This window comes from Burkholderia sp. Bp9142, assembly GCF_003853415.1.
Classification (GTDB): Bacteria; Pseudomonadota; Gammaproteobacteria; order Burkholderiales; family Burkholderiaceae; genus Burkholderia.
This window is the reverse complement of the sequence record NZ_QTPP01000004.1, coordinates 13,238-30,971: the sequence shown is the minus strand read 5'-3', so window position 1 is coordinate 30,971 and position 17,734 is coordinate 13,238. Positions and strand designations below refer to the sequence as shown.

The following is a 17,734-nucleotide window of genomic DNA, read 5'->3' as shown; positions in this document are numbered from 1 at the left end:
TTGCGTCGGCAACCTGTGCGTGAGGACCTCAGGCGGCGAACGCGGCCATCCGCTTGCGCTCCTGGCGCAGCATCACGAAGTTCGCGATCACGACGCCGGCCGTCACCGCGACGATGAACAGCGTCGCGAGCGCATTCATCTCCGGATTCAGGCCGAGGCGCACGCGCGAGAACACGACGAGCGGCAGCGTCGTCGAGCCGGGACCCGACAGGAACGCCGACAGCACGAGGTCGTCGATCGACAGCGTGAACGACAGCAGCCAGCCCGCGATCAGCGCCTGCGAGATCAGCGGCAGCGTGATCGTGAAGAACACCTTCAGCGGCGTCGCACCCAGATCGAGCGCGGCTTCCTCGAGCGACGGGTTCAGCTCGCGCACGCGCGACTGCACGATGATCGCGACGTACGAGATGCACAGCATCACGTGGCCGAGCCAGATCGTGAAGATGCCCCGCTCGGCCGGCCAGCCGATCCACTTCGCGAGTTCGATGAACAGCAGCAGCAGCGAGATCCCCTGGATCACCTCGGGAATCACGAGCGGCGCGTTGATCATCCCGCTGAACAGCGCAAAGCCGCGAAAGCGGCCCATCCGCGCGAGCACGAAGCCGGCCCACGTGCCGATGAACACCGACGCGAACGCGGTCAGCAAGCCGATCTTCAGCGACAGCCACGCGGCCGTCAGCAGCTCGTCGTCCTCCACGAGCGCCGAGTACCAGCGGAACGAAAAGCCCGACCATACGGTGACGAGCTTCGACTCGTTGAACGAATAGACGATCAGGCTGATGATCGGGATGTACAGGAACGCGAAGCCGGCAAACAGCGCCGCGAACTGCAGGTAACGATTCGGCTTCATCGGCGGCGGCCCTCCTGGTCCTTCGCCTGGAAGTGCTGGAACATCGCCATCGGCACGAGCAGCAGCAGCACCATCGCGCAGGTCACGGCCGACGCCATCGGCCAGTCTGCGTTGTTGAAGAACTCATTCCACATCACGCGACCGATCATCAGCGTGTTCGCGCCGCCGAGCAGTTCCGGAATCACGTACTCGCCGACCGCCGGAATGAACACGAGCAGGCAGCCCGCGATGATGCCGTTCCTCGACAGCGGCAGCGTGATCTGCACGAACGCCCGCCACGGCTTCGCGCCGAGGTCGTACGCGGCTTCGAGCAGGCGCAGGTCCATCTTCACGAGGTGCGCGTACAGCGGCATCACGAGGAACGGCAGGTACGAATACACCATCCCGATGTACACCGCGTAGTTCGTGCGGTACAGCTCGATCGGCGTGTGGGTCAGGCCGATCCACATCAGGAAGTTGTTCAGGAGCCCGTTGTTCTTCAGGATCCCGATCCAGGCGTACACGCGGATCAGGAACGACGTCCAGAACGGCAGCATCACGCCCATCATCAGCAGGTTGCGGGTCGCCGGGTTCGAACGCGCGATGTAGTACGCCATCGGATAGCCGATCAGCAAACACAGCAGCGTCGTGATCGCGGCGACCACCACCGAATTCACGTAGGTCGCGAAATACAGGCTGTCGGTGAGCAGGAACGCGTAGTGCGACAGGTTCAGCGCGATGTGCACCACGCCGTCCGTGTACGACGCGAGCTCCGTGTACGGCGGGATGCCGAGCTGCAGCTCCGCGAAGCTGATCTTCACGACCAGCACGAACGGCACGAGGAAGAACAGCACGAGCCACGTGTACGGCCCCGCGACGACCGCCGCGCCGCCGGTCAGGTTGAAGCGCCGCACCGGCCAGGCGAGCAGGGACTTGAGCGCGTTCATGACGTCAGCACCACGCCTGCGGTCGCGCTCCAGCGCACGTAGATCTCGTCGCCCAGCGCCGGCGTGTCGAGCTCGGTGATCGCGAGGCTCGACACGTTCGCGATCACCGTCTTGCCCGCGTCGAGCTTCACGTGATACAGCGAATAGCCGCCCATGTACGCGATGTTGGTGATCCTGCCGCGCGCCCAGTTGAACGCGCCTTCGGGCGGCTTGCGCGTGAGCGCGATCCGCTCGGGGCGCACCGACACCGTGACCGGCATCCCGAGCGGGCCCGTGATCCCGTGGCTCACGTACAGCCGGCTCGGCAGCTCCGGCGATTCGATGTACACGTGGTCGGGTTCGTCCTCGATCGTGACGCCGTCGAACAGGTTCGTCGAGCCGATGAACTCCGCCGAGAAGCGGCTGTTCGGATATTCGTAGACTTCGTTCGGCGAGCCGATCTGCACGATCTGCCCTTCGCTCATCACGGCGAGCCGGTTCGCCATCGTCATCGCCTCTTCCTGGTCGTGCGTGACCATGATGCAGGTGACGCCGACCTTCTTCAGGATGTTGACGAGCTCGATCTGCGTGCGCTGGCGGATCTGCTTGTCGAGCGCCGACATCGGCTCGTCGAGCAGCAGCACCTTCGGGCGCTTGACGAGCGAACGCGCGAGCGCGACGCGCTGCTGCTGGCCGCCCGACAGCTGGTGCGGCTTGCGCTTCGCATACTTGCTCATCTGCACGAGCTCGAGTGCCGCGGCGACCCGCTCCTTCAGCTCGGCCTTCGGCGTGCCTTCCTGCTTCAGGCCGTATGCGACGTTGGATTCGACCGACATGTGCGGGAACAGCGCATACGACTGGAACATCATGTTCACGGGCCGCTTGTACGGCGGCATCTGCGCGAGGTCCTCGCCGTCGATCAGGATCTTGCCCGACGTGACCGTCTCGAGGCCCGCGAGCATCCGCAAGAGCGTCGACTTGCCGGAACCCGAGCTGCCGAGCAGCGCGAACAGCTCGCCCTGGCGCACCGTCAGGTTCACGTTGCGCACCACTTCGGTCTCGCCGAATTTCTTGACGGCGTCGACGATCTGGACAAAATTCTCGGCACGCGAATCGGCACCGGACGAAGGAACGAAGGACGGCGCGCCCGCGACCGGCGCGCCCGACTGGCTATTCATGATGTGCTGCTTCTCTCCTGCGTTTGACGAACAAAGCCCCCGGGGACACCAGGGGCTTCATGACTGCTGGCTTACTCCGGCTCGCGTCAGCGGCCCGATTTCAGCTCGGTCCACAGACGCGTCTGCAGACGCTGGATTTCAGGCGGCAGCGGCTTGAGCAGGAACAGCGTCTTCACGACGTCGGCCGGCGGGTAGACGGCCGGGTCGTTCGCCACGTCCGGCCGCACGTACTTGCGGGCCTCGGCGTTCGCGCTCGGGTAGTACACGGCGTTCGTGATCGCCGCGTGCACCTTCGGATCCTCGATGTAGTTGATCCACTGCAGCGCGGCGTCCTTGTTCTTCGCGTCCTTCGGGATCGCCATCACGTCGAACCAGACCGGCGCGCCGCCCTTCGGAATGTAGTACTCGACCTTGTACGGCTTCTTCGCCTCGATCGCGCGATGCTTCGCGATCACGACGTCGCCCGACCAGCCGAACGCGAAGCAGATGTCGCCGCCGACCAGGTCGTTGATGTAGCCCGACGAGTTGAACTGCGTGATGTACGGGCGGATCTTCTTCAGCACGTCCATCGCGGCCTTGTAGTCGGCCGGGTTCGTGCTCATCGGATCCTTGCCGATATAGTGCAGCGCCGCCGCGAACATCTGGTCCGGCGCGTCGAGCACCGACACGCCGCAGGTCTTCAGCTTCGCGAGGTTTTCCGGCTTGAACAGGATGTCCCAGTTGTCAAGCGGGACCTTGCCGAGCGCCTGCTGCGCCTTCGTCAGGTTGTATGCGAGACCGGTCGTGCCGTATGCCCAGGGCACCGTGTACTTGTTGCCCGGGTCGGCGCCTGCGACGAGCGCCATCAGCTGCGGATCGAGGTGCTTGAGGTTCGGCAGCTTCGACTTGTCGAGCGGCGTGAAGATGCCGGCCGCGATCTGCTTGCCCGCGTAGTTGCTGGTCGGCACGACGATGTCGTAGCCCGAGCTGCCCGTCAGCAGCTTCGCCTGCAGCGTGTCGTCGCTGTCGTAGTTGTCGTAGCGGACCTTGACGCCCGCCTGCTTCTCGAAGTTCGGGATCGTGTCCTTCGCAATGTAGTCCGACCAGTTATAGACATTGAGCTGCGTATCCTTCGCCGCCGCCGCCGATGCACCCACGCACAGCGCAAGCGCTGCGAACCGGCCCGCTACCTTTGCTTTCATCCCGTTCTCCCTCCGGCCGGACCGCTTGTCCGGCTGCCGTCTGCCTCGTCATGGCGGCGCATTCTGGCACGCCGCCCCTCGAAAACCCCGAACGCTACCACCATTCGCGCTCCGTCACAAAAAAATCATGCCCGTGTCGCGCAAACGGAACAGATTCCCGCCACGAGCCGCCCGGGCGGCCCGCACGACGGGGCGTTCCGGGGGAATTCTATCGGGTAATCGGCGTCTGTCCATCAGGAAAAGAAGGCGGTGACGAAACCGTCCGGACGGGCGGCCGTCGCGCCGCCGGCATCGCTGCCCGGCCGCGTCATCCCGATGCATTAAAATGACGCCCTGACGATTCAAAGCGCGAACCTTCCCGATGGCCTCCAATCTCCACGACCTGCCCGACAGCCCCTGCATCGGCGTGTGCTCGACCCTCTTCGACGAAGTCTGCAAGGGCTGCGGCCGAACGGCCACCGAAGTGTCGAACTGGGTATTCCTGAGCGACGACGAAAAGCGCACCGTGTGGGAGCGCATCACGCGCGAAGGCACCGCGATGCGTTTCCAGTACGACAAGCTGTAAGCCGTCCCGCGTCGGCGCGTGCCGACGCGATGCGCCCGCCCGGGCGCTCCCGGCCCGATCACGGGCCACCCGCCGGCCGACTCCGACCGCCCGCCCCCGTCCCGCCCCCGCACACGCCCCGTCGCGATCAACGCGACGCACGCCGCTTCCGTTCCGACTTCCCGCTGCCGGCAAACGCCATGGTCGCAATGACGCCGCGCGTCCTCGGTCAGGATCGTCCATCGCCAACCCGCATGCCAGGATCGCGCCACCCGATCTTCGACATTGTCCGCTCAGATCAAAGCCATACCGCTCAATCGTTACCGAAGCTGAAAAATATTGCATCTGACATTCGTAACGATCAAAACACCAGCTTCCATCGATAAATCGAATTATTTTCACGATTAACCAACGTTAATTTCGTAAAAATAGCCAAAAAAATCTGTACAAGTACGATTTCAATTCACAAATCCAATTGATAAATTCCACCCGTTCTCCGGAAATTCCGGCGAGCGATCCAACTTCCATTAATCAAAACCCGGATCACCGAATTAATTTCGTAATTCCGGCCAGTTATCAGGAACCCATTCAGATGAAATTCGTTAAGATGACGAAACAAGCCTCGAGCCTCGTGGTTGCAGGCCTGCTCGCGCTGGGAAGCGCATCTGCGTACGCCGACTCGTTCGACGTCAAGGTCACCGGGAAGATCAAACCCGGCGCCTGCACGCCGACGCTCGCCGGCGGCGGCACGTTCGATTACGGACTGATCGGCGTGGCCGAACTCAACCCGACCTCGCCCACGCTGCTCGCGGTCATGTCGGATTCGATCACGATCACCTGTGACGCCGCCGCCCGCGTCGCGCTGACCGCACAGGATAATCGTGCCGGCACCGGCGCATTTACCGGCAACATCAACTTCTTCGGCTCGTCCAATTCGGTCGCCACGCAATTCGGCCTCGGCTCGGCGGGCGGCAAGAATATCGGCGCCTTTGCATTCCGTTTCAGAACGAATACGTTCCAGGCGGATGGTGCAGCAGTCGATTCGATTTATTCAAGCACCAACGGCGCCAGCTGGGTGACGTCCAACGGAATCGTCAACAACACCGGCGGCTACGAGTCGTGGGCGAAGAAAGGCCAGACCGTCCCGGTCGCGGCGAAGGTCTTCACCGGCACGCTCGACGTGCAGGCCGCGATCGACAAGACGTCGAACCTCGACCTGAGCCAGGAAATCAATCTCGACGGCCTCGCCACCGTGTCGCTCGTGTACCTGTAATTCCGGTACGCGTCTTTCCTCCGATCGTGTCGATCGCCTGACTGGCGTCGACCGCGCCGCCGCTTCGCCGAAGCGGCGGCGCGCTGCACGATGCCCCCTAGCCTGCCACCGCCATGAAATTCCCTGCACGCCACACCCTGCGGGTGTCATTGCTCATCCCGCTCCTCGGTTGCCTGATCGATTCGAACGCCGTACACGCCATGGGCGTCGTGCCCGAAACGTCCGTGGTGATCGTCGACGAAGCCGACGGCGAAGGAACGATCTCGGTCAAGAATACCGACAGCCATCCAACGCTCCTGCACACGACGATCGAGCCCATTCCCGAGGACAGGGCCGAGCTCGTCATCGTGACACCCCCGATCGCGCGCGTCGAAGGCGGTGCGGTGCAGCTCGTCCGGTTCGTTCTCGCTGTGAACCAGCCGCTCGCCACGCAGCGCCTCGCCCGTGCGTCGTTCTCCGGCATTCCGCCGAAACGCCCGGGCAGAAACGAGATCCAGACGATCATTCGCCAGAACCTGCCGGTGCTGATCCAGCCGCAGGACCTCGCGCGCAACGACAGACCGTGGGAACTGCTGAAGTGGTCGATCGAGGACGGCAAGCTGATCGTGCGCAACGACAGCCGCTACGTGGTGCGTCTCGAACAGAAAGTGCAGTTGCTGCCGTCGCAGCAGATCGTGTCGCTGCCGGCACCCTACGTGCTGGCCGGCCAGACCCGCCGGATCGCATTGGCCCGCGAGGCCGCGACGCCCGAGCGCGTGCGCCTCTTCCCCGCCACCGTCTATGGCTACTCGGTCGACCACTACGACGCATCGCTCGCCCCCGCCGCGACCGAAGCGGTCACGCACCGGTAAGCACCGCGCCTTCGAATCCGGATCTGCAATGTCAGGTGCCATCCAGGGCCGGGGCGGCCTGCTCGCGCTCGGGCTGTCCCTCGTCGCGGGCTGCATGCCGTGCGCCGCCGCAGCCAACCCGGGCGGCACCGCGCCCGACGCGCTCGAGTTCGATGCCGGCATGCTGCGCGAGCACGGGATCGACGCCGCGGCGAGCCGCTATTTCGCGCACGCGCCGCGCTTCATGCCCGGCACGGCCTCCGTTCGGCTGACGGTCAACGGCAAGCGCGCCGGCCGCGCCGATGTGCGATTCGACGACAACGGCAACCTGTGCGCGACACCCGGCCTGCTGCGTGTGGCCGGCCTCGTCGTGCCCGACGCGCTCCGGGAGACAACCGCGCGCGACACCAGCGCCGACATGCCCCCATGCTACGACTACCGGCACGCCTATCCGCAAGCGATTGTCACGCTGCGCCCGGCCGACGGCGCCGTCGACCTCGTCGTGCCGGCCGATGCACTCGATACGGGCCGGCGCACGCCCGACACGTTCGAGCGCGGCGGTTTCGCCGGGCTCGTCAACTACGACTTGCTCGCGATGACAACGCGCAATCCGGCCGGCACGTCGCAATACTGGCAAGCCACGACCGAAGCCGGCTTCAACGCGGCGGACTGGATCGTGCGCAGCAGCCAGATCGCCACGGCCGTGGACGGCCATGTCGGCGTCGACCATCAGGCTGCCTATGCACAGCGCACGTTCGCGTCGCGCGGCACGATATTGCAGGCCGGGCAGATCGTCCCGCGCTCGACGCTGTTCTCGATCGGCCGGATGTTCGGGGTGCAAACGTTTCCCGACGAGGCGCTGGCGGCCGCGCCCGGCACGGCCGCACGGGTCACCGGAATCGCGCGCACGCAAGCGCGTGTCGAGGTGCGCCAGCTCGGCGTACTGATCCACTCGTCGCAGTTGCCGCCCGGCCCGTTCGCGCTGGGCGACCTGCCGCTCGTCAGCGGCACGGCGGACCTCGACGTCACCATCGTCGAGGCAACCGGCGACATCCAGCATTTCATCGTGCCGGGCTCGTCGCTGCCCGGCGCCGGGCTCGCCGCCGGGCAAGGACTGGCGCTCGCGGTCGGCCGCCTGCAGAACGACGGATACGCGCAAGCCCCATGGCTCGCGACCGCCACGCACGGCTGGCAACTCTGGCAACGCGCCCGGCTCAATGCCGGCATCCTGGTATCGTCGCCGTTGCAGTCGGGTGCCGCGAGCGTCACGTTCACCCCGCTTGCCGGTATCGACGCGGCCGTCGGCCTCGACGTCAGCCGTACCGCCGGTCGACGCGGCACCCAGGCCCGTGTCGCGCTGGCGAGCAGCCGCGGCACGGCACTGAGCGCCAATGTGTCGTTCGTCCGGCGCACGCCCGGATATCGGGAGCTGACCGATGCGGTCCAGGAGACGGACACATTCACGCCGCCCTCGCATACCCAGTTCGCCGCTGCGCTGGGCTGGCACGCTCGCGCGCTCGGCATGCTGTCGCTCGACTACACGCGGGTCGGATTATTCGACGGCCCCGCCATGCAGCGCGTCGCCGGCACGTGGACTCGCCTGCTCCGGCGGGGATCGGTTGCGCTGAACGTGAACCGTACGCTCGGCACCCGCGGCAGCGGCGGTACGCAGGTCTATGTCACCATCACCGTGCCGATCGGCACGCGCAGCGTCAGCGCGTATGCGAACGTCACCGGCGATTCGGTGCGCTCGGGCGCCCGCTATTCCGACACGTTCGGCCGCACCGGCAGCTATGGTGTCGCGGCCGACTACGACACCGCGATCCGGTCGCCGTCGATCCGCGCGACGGTCAGCGCCACGCCGAACCATGCGCGCGCGACCCTGAACGCCGGCCTCTACGGCGCCGGCCGCTCGACGATCGGCGTCAATCTGCGCGGCGCGGTCGCGCTGCTCGATGGCGTCGGCATGCTGTCGCCGTACGAGATTCGCGACACGTTCGCGCTCGCCAGCGTCGGCGAGCGCGCCGGCATCGAACTCGCGACGCCGTCGGGCCCGGTCTGGACCGACCGGCACGGCCGAGCCGTCATCGCATCGCTGCCCCCGTACGCGCAAGCGTTCATTCGGATCAATACGAAAAGCCTGCCGCGCGATGTCGACCTGAAGAACGGCATGCAGACCGTCGAAGCCGGCCGCGGTTCGGTCAGCCGCGTCGAATTCGCCGTCGAGCAAACGCGGCGCGTGCTGCTGACCGTGACGCAGGCGAACGGCGCACCGCTGCCCGTGCTGTCGACCGTCATCGACGACGGCGACCGGTTCGTGACCGTCACCGGAAGCGAAGGCAGGCTGCTGCTCACGGGCACCCAGCTGACGACGCCGCTGCGGGTCGCGTTGCCGAACGGCACGTACTGCCGCCTGGCGATCGCGCTGCCGGACACGCCGCCTGCCACGACGCGCTATTACGAGCGGGCCGAGGCGCGCTGCGAGTCGTTGCCCGCGTCCGTCGCGGATGCCGCACAAAAAAAGAGCGGCATGCCGACTGCCATGCCGCCAACCCCAACTCTGTTCTTTCCCGCGCGCGCCTAGAACTTCATCCCGACGCCCACGCCCACGATCAGCGGATCGATGTGCAGCGTGCCGATGCCCTTGTCGCCGAGCGTCGCATCGGTGCTCATCCAGATCTTCTTGACGTCGACGTTCATGAACACCTTCTTCGTCAACTGCACGTCGACGCCGAACTGCAGCGCCGGACCGAAGCTGCTCTTGTTGATCGACACGCCCTCGCCGCCGACGTTGAGCCCGTTGTTGTAGAAGTACGTGTAGTTCAGGCCCGCGCCGACGTACGGACGCACCTTGCCGGCATGGTTGAAGTGGTATTGCAGCAGCAGTGTCGGCGGCAGCACGCCCACGCCGCCGAGATTGCCGAGGCTCGACGTCATCTGGTGCCGCGACGTGGCGAGGATCAGCTCCACGCCCAGGTAGTCGCGGATCATGTAGGTGAAGTCGAGCTCCGGCACGATCGCGTTGTTCACGCCGGTGTTGATCGCGCCGAGCGTGTCGCTCGCGCGCTCGTTCGGCTGGATGCTGATCGCGCGCAGCCGGACCAGTACGTCACCCTGGTTGATGCCGTCGCCCGGCGATGCCGCGTGCGACAGCGAAGGCATCGCGGCGAAACTTGCCGCAACGGCGGCAGCGGTGACACAAGTTCGAATCGTTTTATGCATGGTACGGACCCCCAAAGAATGGTTTCCATTCTCCCAGTAGGGTCTTTTCGCCATCTTGATATCCGTCAAGCCAGCGTAAACGTGGGGCGGTTTGCCGCAGGCTCGGTCGCACGGCCCGTCAGCAGCAGGTCGAGCAGATCGCGCACGCTGCGGATCGCACGGCCGAACGGCAGCGCTTCGCGGCCGCGGAAGAACAGCCCGTTCGCGACGTCGCCGCGCAGCGCGGCCGCGAGCCGCGTGTCGATGCAGAAATGGCCGAACTTCTCGATGCCGTCGCGCAAGCCGCAGACGCTCAGGCATTCGAGCGCGGTCGGACAGCGCTGCTTCAGCACGCCGAGCTTGTCGCGGATGCGCGTTTCGTTGCGCAGGTAGCGATCGAGCCAGGGGGTCTTCACCGCGCGCGCCGGCAGCCCCGTCACGCTGACGAATTCGACGATGTCGTCGGGCAGCGCATCGGCCAGCACGCGCTTGAAGTTCGGATGCGCATCCCCCTCTTCCGTCACCGCGAACGGCGTGCCCACCTGCACGCCGTTCGCACCGGCCGCGAGCGCCGCTCGCACCGTGTCGTGACTGTTGATCCCGCCCGCGACGATCAGCGGAATCGTGTCGCGCGCAAGGCCGAGCGATGCCATGACCTGCGCGGTCTCGTCGAGCACGCGCGCGAAATCGAAGCGCGCATCATGCATGTCGTCGATCTGCGTGACGCCGAGGTGGCCGCCCGCATGCGCGGGATGCTCGATCACGATCGCATCGGGCAGCCGCCCCTTCTTCATCCACTTCTTCAGCACCAGCGCGATCCCGCGGCTGTCCGACAGGATCGGGATCAGCGCGATGTCGTGACCCTGCGTGAGGTCAGGCAGATCGAGCGGCAGGCCCGCACCCATCACGATCGCGTCCGCGCCCTCTTCGCACGCGACGCGCACGTAATCCGCATGTGCGCTCACTGCCTTCATCACGTTGACCGCGATCATCCCGCGTCCTTCGCTGTAGGTCTTCGCGAGACGAATCTCGCGCGCGAGCGCTTCGAGGTTCGCGGCCTCGAGCGTCGCACGATCGGGATTCGCCCGACAGCGCGCGAGCAGGTCCGCATGGTGGTGACGCAGGTCGATGCTGGCGATCGTGCCGAGCGCGCCTTCGCGCGCGACGCTGCCGGCGAGGCGGTGCGCGGAGATGCCGACGCCCATGCCGCCCTGCACCACGGGCAGCAACGTGCGGCCGCGAATCGTGAGCGGCGGGAAGGAAGTGCGTGCGGTCATCTGAACCTCGTCGAAACATCGGCAATCGGAAACGCGATGATCGACGATCCACCGGCGCGCACCTTGACGGTCGTCAATAAAAAAACGGCACGCGAGCGTGCCGTTTTCCGGTCATGCGGCTTGAAACGCTCAGCCCTGATTCGCCGGCTTGAGCTGCATCGACTTGTACTCGAGATACTCTTCGAGCCCGTACACGCCGTTCTCGCGGCCGTGTCCCGACTGCTTGTAGCCGCCGAACGGCGCTGCGCCGTTCCACGTGCCGCCGTTGATGTCGACCTGCCCCGTGCGGATGCGGCGCGCGACGCGCATCGCACGTTCGTCGCTGCCCGCCCATACCGCGCCGCCGAGCCCGTACGGCGAATCGTTCGCGATCCGCACCGCTTCCTCTTCGTCGCGATACGTGATGATCGACAGCACCGGCCCGAAGATCTCTTCCTGCGCGATCGTCGATTTCGGGTCGACGCGGCCGAACACCGTCGGCTTCACGAAGAAGCCCTTCGCGAGCCCTTCCGGCAGGCCCGTGCCGCCCGTCACGAGCTCCGCGCCGTCGTCGATCCCGCGCTGGATGTAGGCCTGCACGCGCTGCTGCTGAACGGCCGATGCCAGTGCGCCGAGGCGCGTCGTTTCCTGACGCGGGTCGCCCGCCACATACGCTTCGGCCGCCGCCTTCGCGATCGCGCGCGCCTCGTCGTAGCGCGCCTGCGGCACCAGCATCCGCGTGTGCGCCGAACAGGTCTGGCCCGCGTTCAGGTAGCACGCATTGACCGTGCCCTTCACCGCCGTCACGAAATCGGCATCGTCGAGGATCACCGACGCCGACTTGCCGCCCAGTTCGAGCGCGACGCGCTTCACGCCCGCGGCCGCGAGTTCAGCCACGCGCTTGCCGGCACGCGTCGAACCCGTGAACGACACCATGTCGACGTCCGGATCGCTCGCCAGCGCCTCGCCGACGACCGGGCCATAACCGCACACGAGGTTGAACACGCCCGGCGGCAGACCCGCCTCGTGAATCGCCTCGGCGAGCATGAACGCATTGAGCGGCGCGACTTCGGACGGCTTCAGGACGACCGTGCAGCCGGCCGCGAGTGCCGGTGCGACCTTCAGCGTGACCTGGTTGAGCGGGTAGTTCCACGGCGTGATCGCCGCGACGACGCCGACCGGCTCGCGCACCACCAGCGAGTTGCCGACCGTCGCCTCGAATTCGAACGATTCGGCGAGCTTCGCGTACGCCTTCCAGTTGTAGATCGGGCCGCCGACCTGGATCGCGCGCGACAGCTTGATCGGCATCCCGACTTCGCCGGTGATCGATTGCGCGAGTTCCTCGCTGCGCGCCTGCAGGCGCTCGACGATCTTGCGCAGGTAGCCCGCGCGCGTCGCGGCCGGCGTCGCGGCCCACGCGTCGAATGCCGCCCGCGCCGCGCGGACCGCGTCCTGCGCGTCCGACGCGACACCTTCGGGAATCCGGCCGATCACGGCCTCGGTGCCCGAGTCGATCACGTCGATCGTGCCCGTTCCGGCCGGTTTGCGCCATGCGCCGTCGATGTAGAACTGGTCGTAGGTTTTCATCGCTTCCTGTCTCCCGGAAAACGGCCATTCTAACGAGTGTGGCGCGGCACGGTGACGATGTCGAACGAGGCCGCAAGGGCAGGCCAATGGTCCGCCAGCACGCCGGCGGAACGCGTGCCGGACGCCCGCTTCCCGCGGCTGCGGCATCCGCGCCACGCGGTCGCACCAGGTGGCCCGCATCGTGCTATGTTTTTAGTATCGGCGCCGGCCGCTGCAGGCCGCGCCACCCGGAATCGACGCCTTCGTGAGCGCTGCCATGACCGACGCATCCCGTACCCTCGGCTCGCAAGATCGCCTGGAGCTGCTGTGCTGGCTCACCTGCGGCAATCTCGGCGCGTTTTACCTGAATGAATCGTGGCCGGACGCATCGTTCCAGGTGCAGGCGGCGCACCGGTGGCTCGACCGCCATCACCGGCAGGCCGACTGGCTCGCGATCGCGAAGCTGGCCGCGCTGGCGCAGGACATCGCCAAGCGGCACGCCGGCTTCGTCGACGCGTCATGGGCGCGCGACGCGGTCGAGGAAATCGTCGATACCGACGATCTCGACTACCGGGCGAAACTCGTGCAATGGGTGTACGAAGATTGCTGCAAGGCGCTCGCCGACAAGCGGCTGGCGGATTGACGCGCCCGGCAGTGCGCGAGGCGGTGCTCACGTCGCGATCGCGGCGACGGCCGGCCGGGGTTGGCGCCGCCGCGCCGAATCGTCATCGCGGGCGCAATGCCCGACCTGACATTTGCCCTTCAACGGCCCGTCGGGCCGGCGATGGCCGACATCCGCCCGGATACGAAAAAACCCGCCAGGCTTCCACCTGGCGGGCTTCCGGTACATCAGGCCGGGCATGATCGCCCGGGCACTTACTCCTGCCCCTGACTCGTCAGGAACTCCTCGTAATTGCCACCGAAGTCGAACAGCGTGCCATCCGTGCGCACTTCGACGATCCGGTTCGCCAGCCCGCTCACGAATTCGCGGTCGTGCGACACGAAGATCAGCGTGCCTTCGAACTGCTCGAGCGCGATCTGCAGCGACTCGATCGACTCCATGTCCATGTGGTTGGTCGGCTCGTCCATCAGCAGCACGTTGTGGCGGCCGAGCATCAGCTTGCCCCAGATCATGCGGCCCTTCTCGCCGCCCGACAGCACCTTCACCGACTTCTTGATGTCGTCCGACGAGAACAGCAGGCGGCCCAGCGTGCCGCGCACCATCGTCTCGTCGTCGCCGTCCTTGCGGTACTGGTCGATCCAGTCCATCAGCGTGATGTCGTTCGGGAATTCCTCGTACGTGTCCTGCGGCATGTAGCCGACATTCGCGTTCTCGGACCACTTCACCGAGCCGTGGTCGAGTGCCAGCGCGCCGAGCAGCGAACGCAGCAGCGTCGTCTTGCCCGCGCCGTTCTCGCCGATGATCGCGATGCGCTCGCCCGGCTGCACCGACAGGTTGAAGTTCTGGAAGATCGTGCGCTCGTACTTCTTCGTGATGTCTTCGGCGACCACCGCGACGTTGTGCAGCTTCTTCTCGAACTCGAAGCGGATGAACGGGTTCTGGCGCGACGACGGCTTGAATTCCTCGATCTTGATCTTGTCGATCTGCTTCGCGCGGCTCGTTGCCTGGCGGGCCTTCGACTTGTTCGCCGAGAAGCGGCGCACGAAGTCCTGCAGCTCCGCCACGCGCTCCTTCGCGCGCGCGTTCGCCGCGGCCTGGCGCTCGCGCGCCTGTGCCGACGCGAGCATGTAGTCGTCGTAGTTGCCCGGCCAGACCTTCAGCGTGCCGAAGTCCATGTCGGCCATGTGCGTGCACACCGAGTTCAGGAAGTGACGATCGTGCGAGATGATGATCATCGTCGAGTTGTACTCGTTGAGCGTGTGCTCGAGCCAACGGATCGAGTTGATGTCGAGGTTGTTGGTCGGTTCGTCGAGCAGCAGCACGTCCGGCTTCGAGAACAGCGCCTGCGCGAGCAGCACGCGCAGCTTCCAGCCCGGCGCGACGTCGGCCATCGTGCCGTTGTGGAACTTCTCCTCGATGCCGATGCCGAGCAGCAGCGCGCCCGCGCGCGCCTCGGCGTCGTAGCCGCCGTATTCAGCGAACTTGCCCTCGAGCTCGGCCGCGTGCATGTAGTCGTCGTCGGTGGCTTCCGGGTTCGCGTAGATCGCGTCGCGCTCGGTCATCGCGGCCCACATCTCGGTGTGGCCCATCATCACGACGTCGAGCACGCGCACGTCTTCATACGCGAACTGATCCTGGCGCAGCTTGCCGAGACGCACGTTCGGCTCCAGCGCGACGTTGCCGGCGCTCGACTCGAGGTCGCCGCCGAGGATCTTCATGAAGGTCGACTTGCCGCAGCCGTTCGCGCCGATCAGACCATAGCGGTTGCCCTCGCCGAATTTGACCGAGATATTCTCGAACAAGGGCTTCGGCCCGAATTGCATCGTGATGTTGGCAGTAGAAAGCACGGCAGGTCCCGTAAGAGAGAAATCGACGGAAAACCGTGTATTTTAGCAGGTGTCGGAGAAACTGCCGACCGCACTGTTCCGGCCCCGCCAGCCGGGCCGCTGCATGCGGCGCCGGCACCTGCGTCGGGCACCGTCACTTGCCGGCCTTCGCCGCCGCCTTCTGCGCCGCCTTGGCCTTCATCTGCCCGAACAGCTCCGAGCACGGCACGTCGCGGTTGTTGCTCGGCGCGATCAGCGGGATCAGCGCCGCGAACGGGTTGATCAGCCCGAGCCCGACCATCGCGCCGGCGCGCAGCGCGAGCGCACCCGCGTCGACACCGACCTTCGGGTTCTTGAACGTGCCCTTCGCATACAGCGGCGAGCGCAGCGAGAAGACCCGGAAACCCTTCGTGTGCGGATGGATCTTCAGGTCGAGCGATTCGTCGCGCAGGTTGATCGGGCCGTCGACGTTGATCAGCGCGTCGTCCGTATCGAACGCGAACACCTTCGTGTCGAGGATGCCGTCGGTCGCAACGAAATCGATCGCCGCGCAATTGATGTTCACGTCGCGACTGCCGAACAGCTTCTCGTAGACGACGTTCGCGACGTTCAGCCCCGCGGCCTCCATCAGCAGGAGGCTGATGCGGCCGTCCGTGATGAGCGCCTTCACTTCGCCGGTCGACGTCGCCGCGAGCGCGGCCGGCGAGTTGCCCGTCGCCGACAACGACGCGTCGCCGTTGATCTCGCCGAGCGCGGATTGCATCACCTTCTGCGTCGGGAACAGCTGCTTGAGCTTCAGGTGCCGCGCGGCCACCGTGAAGCGGCCCTTGAGTGGCGCGCCGCTGCCGTCCAGATGCGCGGTCGTCGCGAGCGTGCCGCCCGCGACGCCGAACTGCAGCGGTTCGAGCGTCAGCACGCCGTCCTGCATCAAGATGTGCGTGTACAGGTTCGTGATCGGCAGGTTCGCGCGCTTGATCAGCTTGCGGCCCGTGAACTTCACGTCCGCGTCGATCGCGCGCCAGCGGTCGGTGCGGAACGTCTCGACCGGCAGCACGCGGTCCGTCGGCTGGCGCGTGGTATCGCCGCGCCGGGCCTTGCTCGCGGCCGTGTCGGCGCCGATCACCGGTGCGAGGTCGGAGAACTGCAGCAGGTTCGACACGAGCTCGCCCGACAGCTTCGGCCGCGGCTCGCGCTGCGCCCAGGTGAGCGTGCCGCCGAGATCGCTGCCACCGACGCGGCCATTGAAGTTCTCGTAGCGGAACGTGCTCGCGTGCGGCTTGAAGTTGCCGATCAGGTGCCCCTCGGTCGCATACGGCGGCGTGTCGGGCAGCGTGATGCCGGTAATCTGGTAGAGGTGCGACATCGACGTGCCCTGCAGCCACAGCCGCAGGTCGAGCGCCCCGAGACGCCTCGGGTCGGTCAGCGTGCCGACGATCGCGAGCCGCGTGTCGCCGGCCTTCACGTCGGCCTGCAGCGGGAACGGCTGCGTCGTGCGCTCGATCGCCAGCACGCCGCCCACCTTGCCGGTGCCGCTGATCGGCACGTTCTTGTAGCGGCCGTCGACCTTGAGCCCGAATGCATACGTCGGGCCGGACGGCTTCGCCGGCACGGCAGCACCGGATGCACCGCTCGCGCCGGATGCCGCGGCGGCTGTCGATGCGGAGGAAACCGAAGTAGTCGCTGAAGCGGACGCCGCACCCGATGCGGCCGCGGGCGTCGACGCGGCGCTCGCTGCCTGCGCCGCCGACGCGCCCGACGCGGCCTCGGCACTCGCCTTCGCGCTCAGTTGCGCGGCGCCGCGCTTGCCGACGCGCTGCGCCGACGCCTCGCGCGACGTCTGTTCCTGTTCCTTCAGCACGTCGCCGAGCGGAATCGGCTGGCCGAGCGTATCGATCGCGACCGTGAGATCGGCCTTCGTGATCGCGTCGCGATACGTGACGATGCCCTTCGCGAAACCGAAGCTGTCGAGCCGTACCTTCCATGGCGACGGCTGCGCCGATTGCTTGAACTGGAAGGTCCACGTATTGCGGCCGTCGGCGAGCCGCTCGAGATCGACCGCGGGATTGACGACGTCGATCGACGGAATGACGATCTCGTGCGCGAGGAGCGGCAGGACCGCGAGGTCGAAATGCGCGGCATCGAGCGTGACGAACTTGGGCCCTTTCGCCCAGTCGGGATTGCCGATCTCGAGTTGCGTGGCCGAGAAGCTCGGCCAGGGTACCCATGCGCGCCAGCCGGTCTCGCCGTCGGGGCGGCGCCAGCCGACCTTGAGATCGCCGTTGATCGCGAACGGGCGGCCGAGCGCGGCACTCACCTGTTCGTTGACCCACGGCTTTGCGCGGTTCCAGTCGAACGTGAAGATAAAGATGCCGGCTGCCGCGACGATCAGTGCGACGATACCGACGATCCATGCAGCCGATTTGCCGATGGCTCGGGCTAGCGTCATGGCGGTTCCGTTGTTGTTCTGCAGAGTTGCCGCGCCATGTCGGGCCGCTTGCGTGA

The 17,734-nt window shown here is 66.3% G+C and carries 14 protein-coding genes; 5 read left to right on the top strand and 9 right to left on the bottom strand.

Annotated elements, in window-relative coordinates:
* Positions 1-28: 28 nt before the first annotated feature.
* The 4 genes from DIE22_RS05920 to DIE22_RS05905 form a co-directional block, all read right to left on the bottom strand.
* Positions 29-850: an ABC transporter permease subunit gene (locus tag DIE22_RS05920; protein WP_124501385.1), complete on the bottom strand. Its 822-nt coding sequence runs from the start codon at positions 848-850 to the stop codon at positions 29-31.
* Entirely contained in the window at positions 847-1,776 is a 930-nt protein-coding gene (locus DIE22_RS05915) for an ABC transporter permease subunit (RefSeq protein WP_124501384.1), read from the bottom strand. Before DIE22_RS05915 ends, DIE22_RS05920 begins: the two co-directional genes overlap by 4 nt.
* Positions 1,773-2,933 (bottom strand): ABC transporter ATP-binding protein, encoded by a 1,161-nt coding sequence (locus DIE22_RS05910; protein WP_124501383.1) that lies wholly within the window; start codon positions 2,931-2,933, stop codon positions 1,773-1,775. Before DIE22_RS05910 ends, DIE22_RS05915 begins: the two co-directional genes overlap by 4 nt.
* An 86-nt stretch (positions 2,934-3,019) precedes the next feature.
* A complete protein-coding gene (locus DIE22_RS05905) occupies positions 3,020-4,114 on the bottom strand; it encodes a polyamine ABC transporter substrate-binding protein (protein WP_124501382.1) in 1,095 nt (364 codons plus the stop codon).
* Between the two features lie 361 nt (positions 4,115-4,475).
* Between DIE22_RS05905 and DIE22_RS05900 the strand changes: the two genes are divergently transcribed.
* From DIE22_RS05900 to DIE22_RS05885, 4 genes are all read left to right on the top strand, one after another.
* Positions 4,476-4,679, top strand: coding sequence for a DUF1289 domain-containing protein (locus DIE22_RS05900; protein WP_124501381.1), 204 nt, complete (start codon positions 4,476-4,478; stop codon positions 4,677-4,679).
* A 454-nt stretch (positions 4,680-5,133) separates the two neighbouring features.
* Positions 5,134-5,931, top strand: a complete 798-nt coding sequence (locus DIE22_RS05895) for a DUF1120 domain-containing protein (RefSeq protein WP_260426619.1) — start codon at positions 5,134-5,136, stop codon at positions 5,929-5,931.
* Between the two features lie 113 nt (positions 5,932-6,044).
* Positions 6,045-6,782, top strand: a complete 738-nt coding sequence (locus DIE22_RS05890) for a fimbria/pilus chaperone family protein (protein ID WP_124501380.1) — start codon at positions 6,045-6,047, stop codon at positions 6,780-6,782.
* 28 nt (positions 6,783-6,810) lie between these two features.
* Positions 6,811-9,345 (top strand): fimbria/pilus outer membrane usher protein, encoded by a 2,535-nt coding sequence (locus tag DIE22_RS05885; protein WP_124501379.1) that lies wholly within the window; start codon positions 6,811-6,813, stop codon positions 9,343-9,345.
* Here DIE22_RS05885 and DIE22_RS05880 read toward each other — a convergent pair.
* From DIE22_RS05880 to DIE22_RS05870, 3 genes are all read right to left on the bottom strand, one after another.
* A complete protein-coding gene (locus DIE22_RS05880; protein WP_124501378.1) occupies positions 9,342-9,983 on the bottom strand; it encodes an OmpW family protein in 642 nt (213 codons plus the stop codon). The two genes, DIE22_RS05885 and DIE22_RS05880, sit on opposite strands and share 4 nt — an antisense overlap.
* 65 nt (positions 9,984-10,048) lie before the next feature.
* Entirely contained in the window at positions 10,049-11,239 is a 1,191-nt protein-coding gene (locus DIE22_RS05875) for a nitronate monooxygenase family protein (RefSeq protein WP_124501377.1), read from the bottom strand.
* Between the two features lie 129 nt (positions 11,240-11,368).
* The gene (locus DIE22_RS05870; RefSeq protein ID WP_124501376.1) at positions 11,369-12,805 is read right to left on the bottom strand and encodes an aldehyde dehydrogenase family protein; all 1,437 of its coding nucleotides are present in this window, start codon (positions 12,803-12,805) and stop codon (positions 11,369-11,371) included.
* 256 nt (positions 12,806-13,061) lie between these two features.
* On the opposite strand from DIE22_RS05870, the gene DIE22_RS05865 reads away from it, so the two are divergent.
* Positions 13,062-13,427 carry a hypothetical protein gene (locus tag DIE22_RS05865; RefSeq protein ID WP_006753485.1) on the top strand — a complete coding sequence of 122 codons (366 nt, stop codon included), beginning with the start codon at positions 13,062-13,064 and terminating at the stop codon, positions 13,425-13,427.
* A gap of 233 nt (positions 13,428-13,660) precedes the next feature.
* On the opposite strand, the gene DIE22_RS05860 is transcribed toward DIE22_RS05865, so the two are convergent.
* Both DIE22_RS05860 and DIE22_RS05855 read right to left on the bottom strand, forming a co-directional pair.
* On the bottom strand, positions 13,661-15,253 hold the full coding sequence (locus DIE22_RS05860) for an ABC-F family ATPase (RefSeq protein ID WP_124501375.1): 1,593 nt from the start codon (positions 15,251-15,253) through the stop codon (positions 13,661-13,663).
* Between the two features lie 133 nt (positions 15,254-15,386).
* The gene (locus DIE22_RS05855; protein WP_124501374.1) at positions 15,387-17,678 is read right to left on the bottom strand and encodes an AsmA family protein; all 2,292 of its coding nucleotides are present in this window, start codon (positions 17,676-17,678) and stop codon (positions 15,387-15,389) included.
* Between the last annotated feature and the right edge of the window lie 56 nt (positions 17,679-17,734).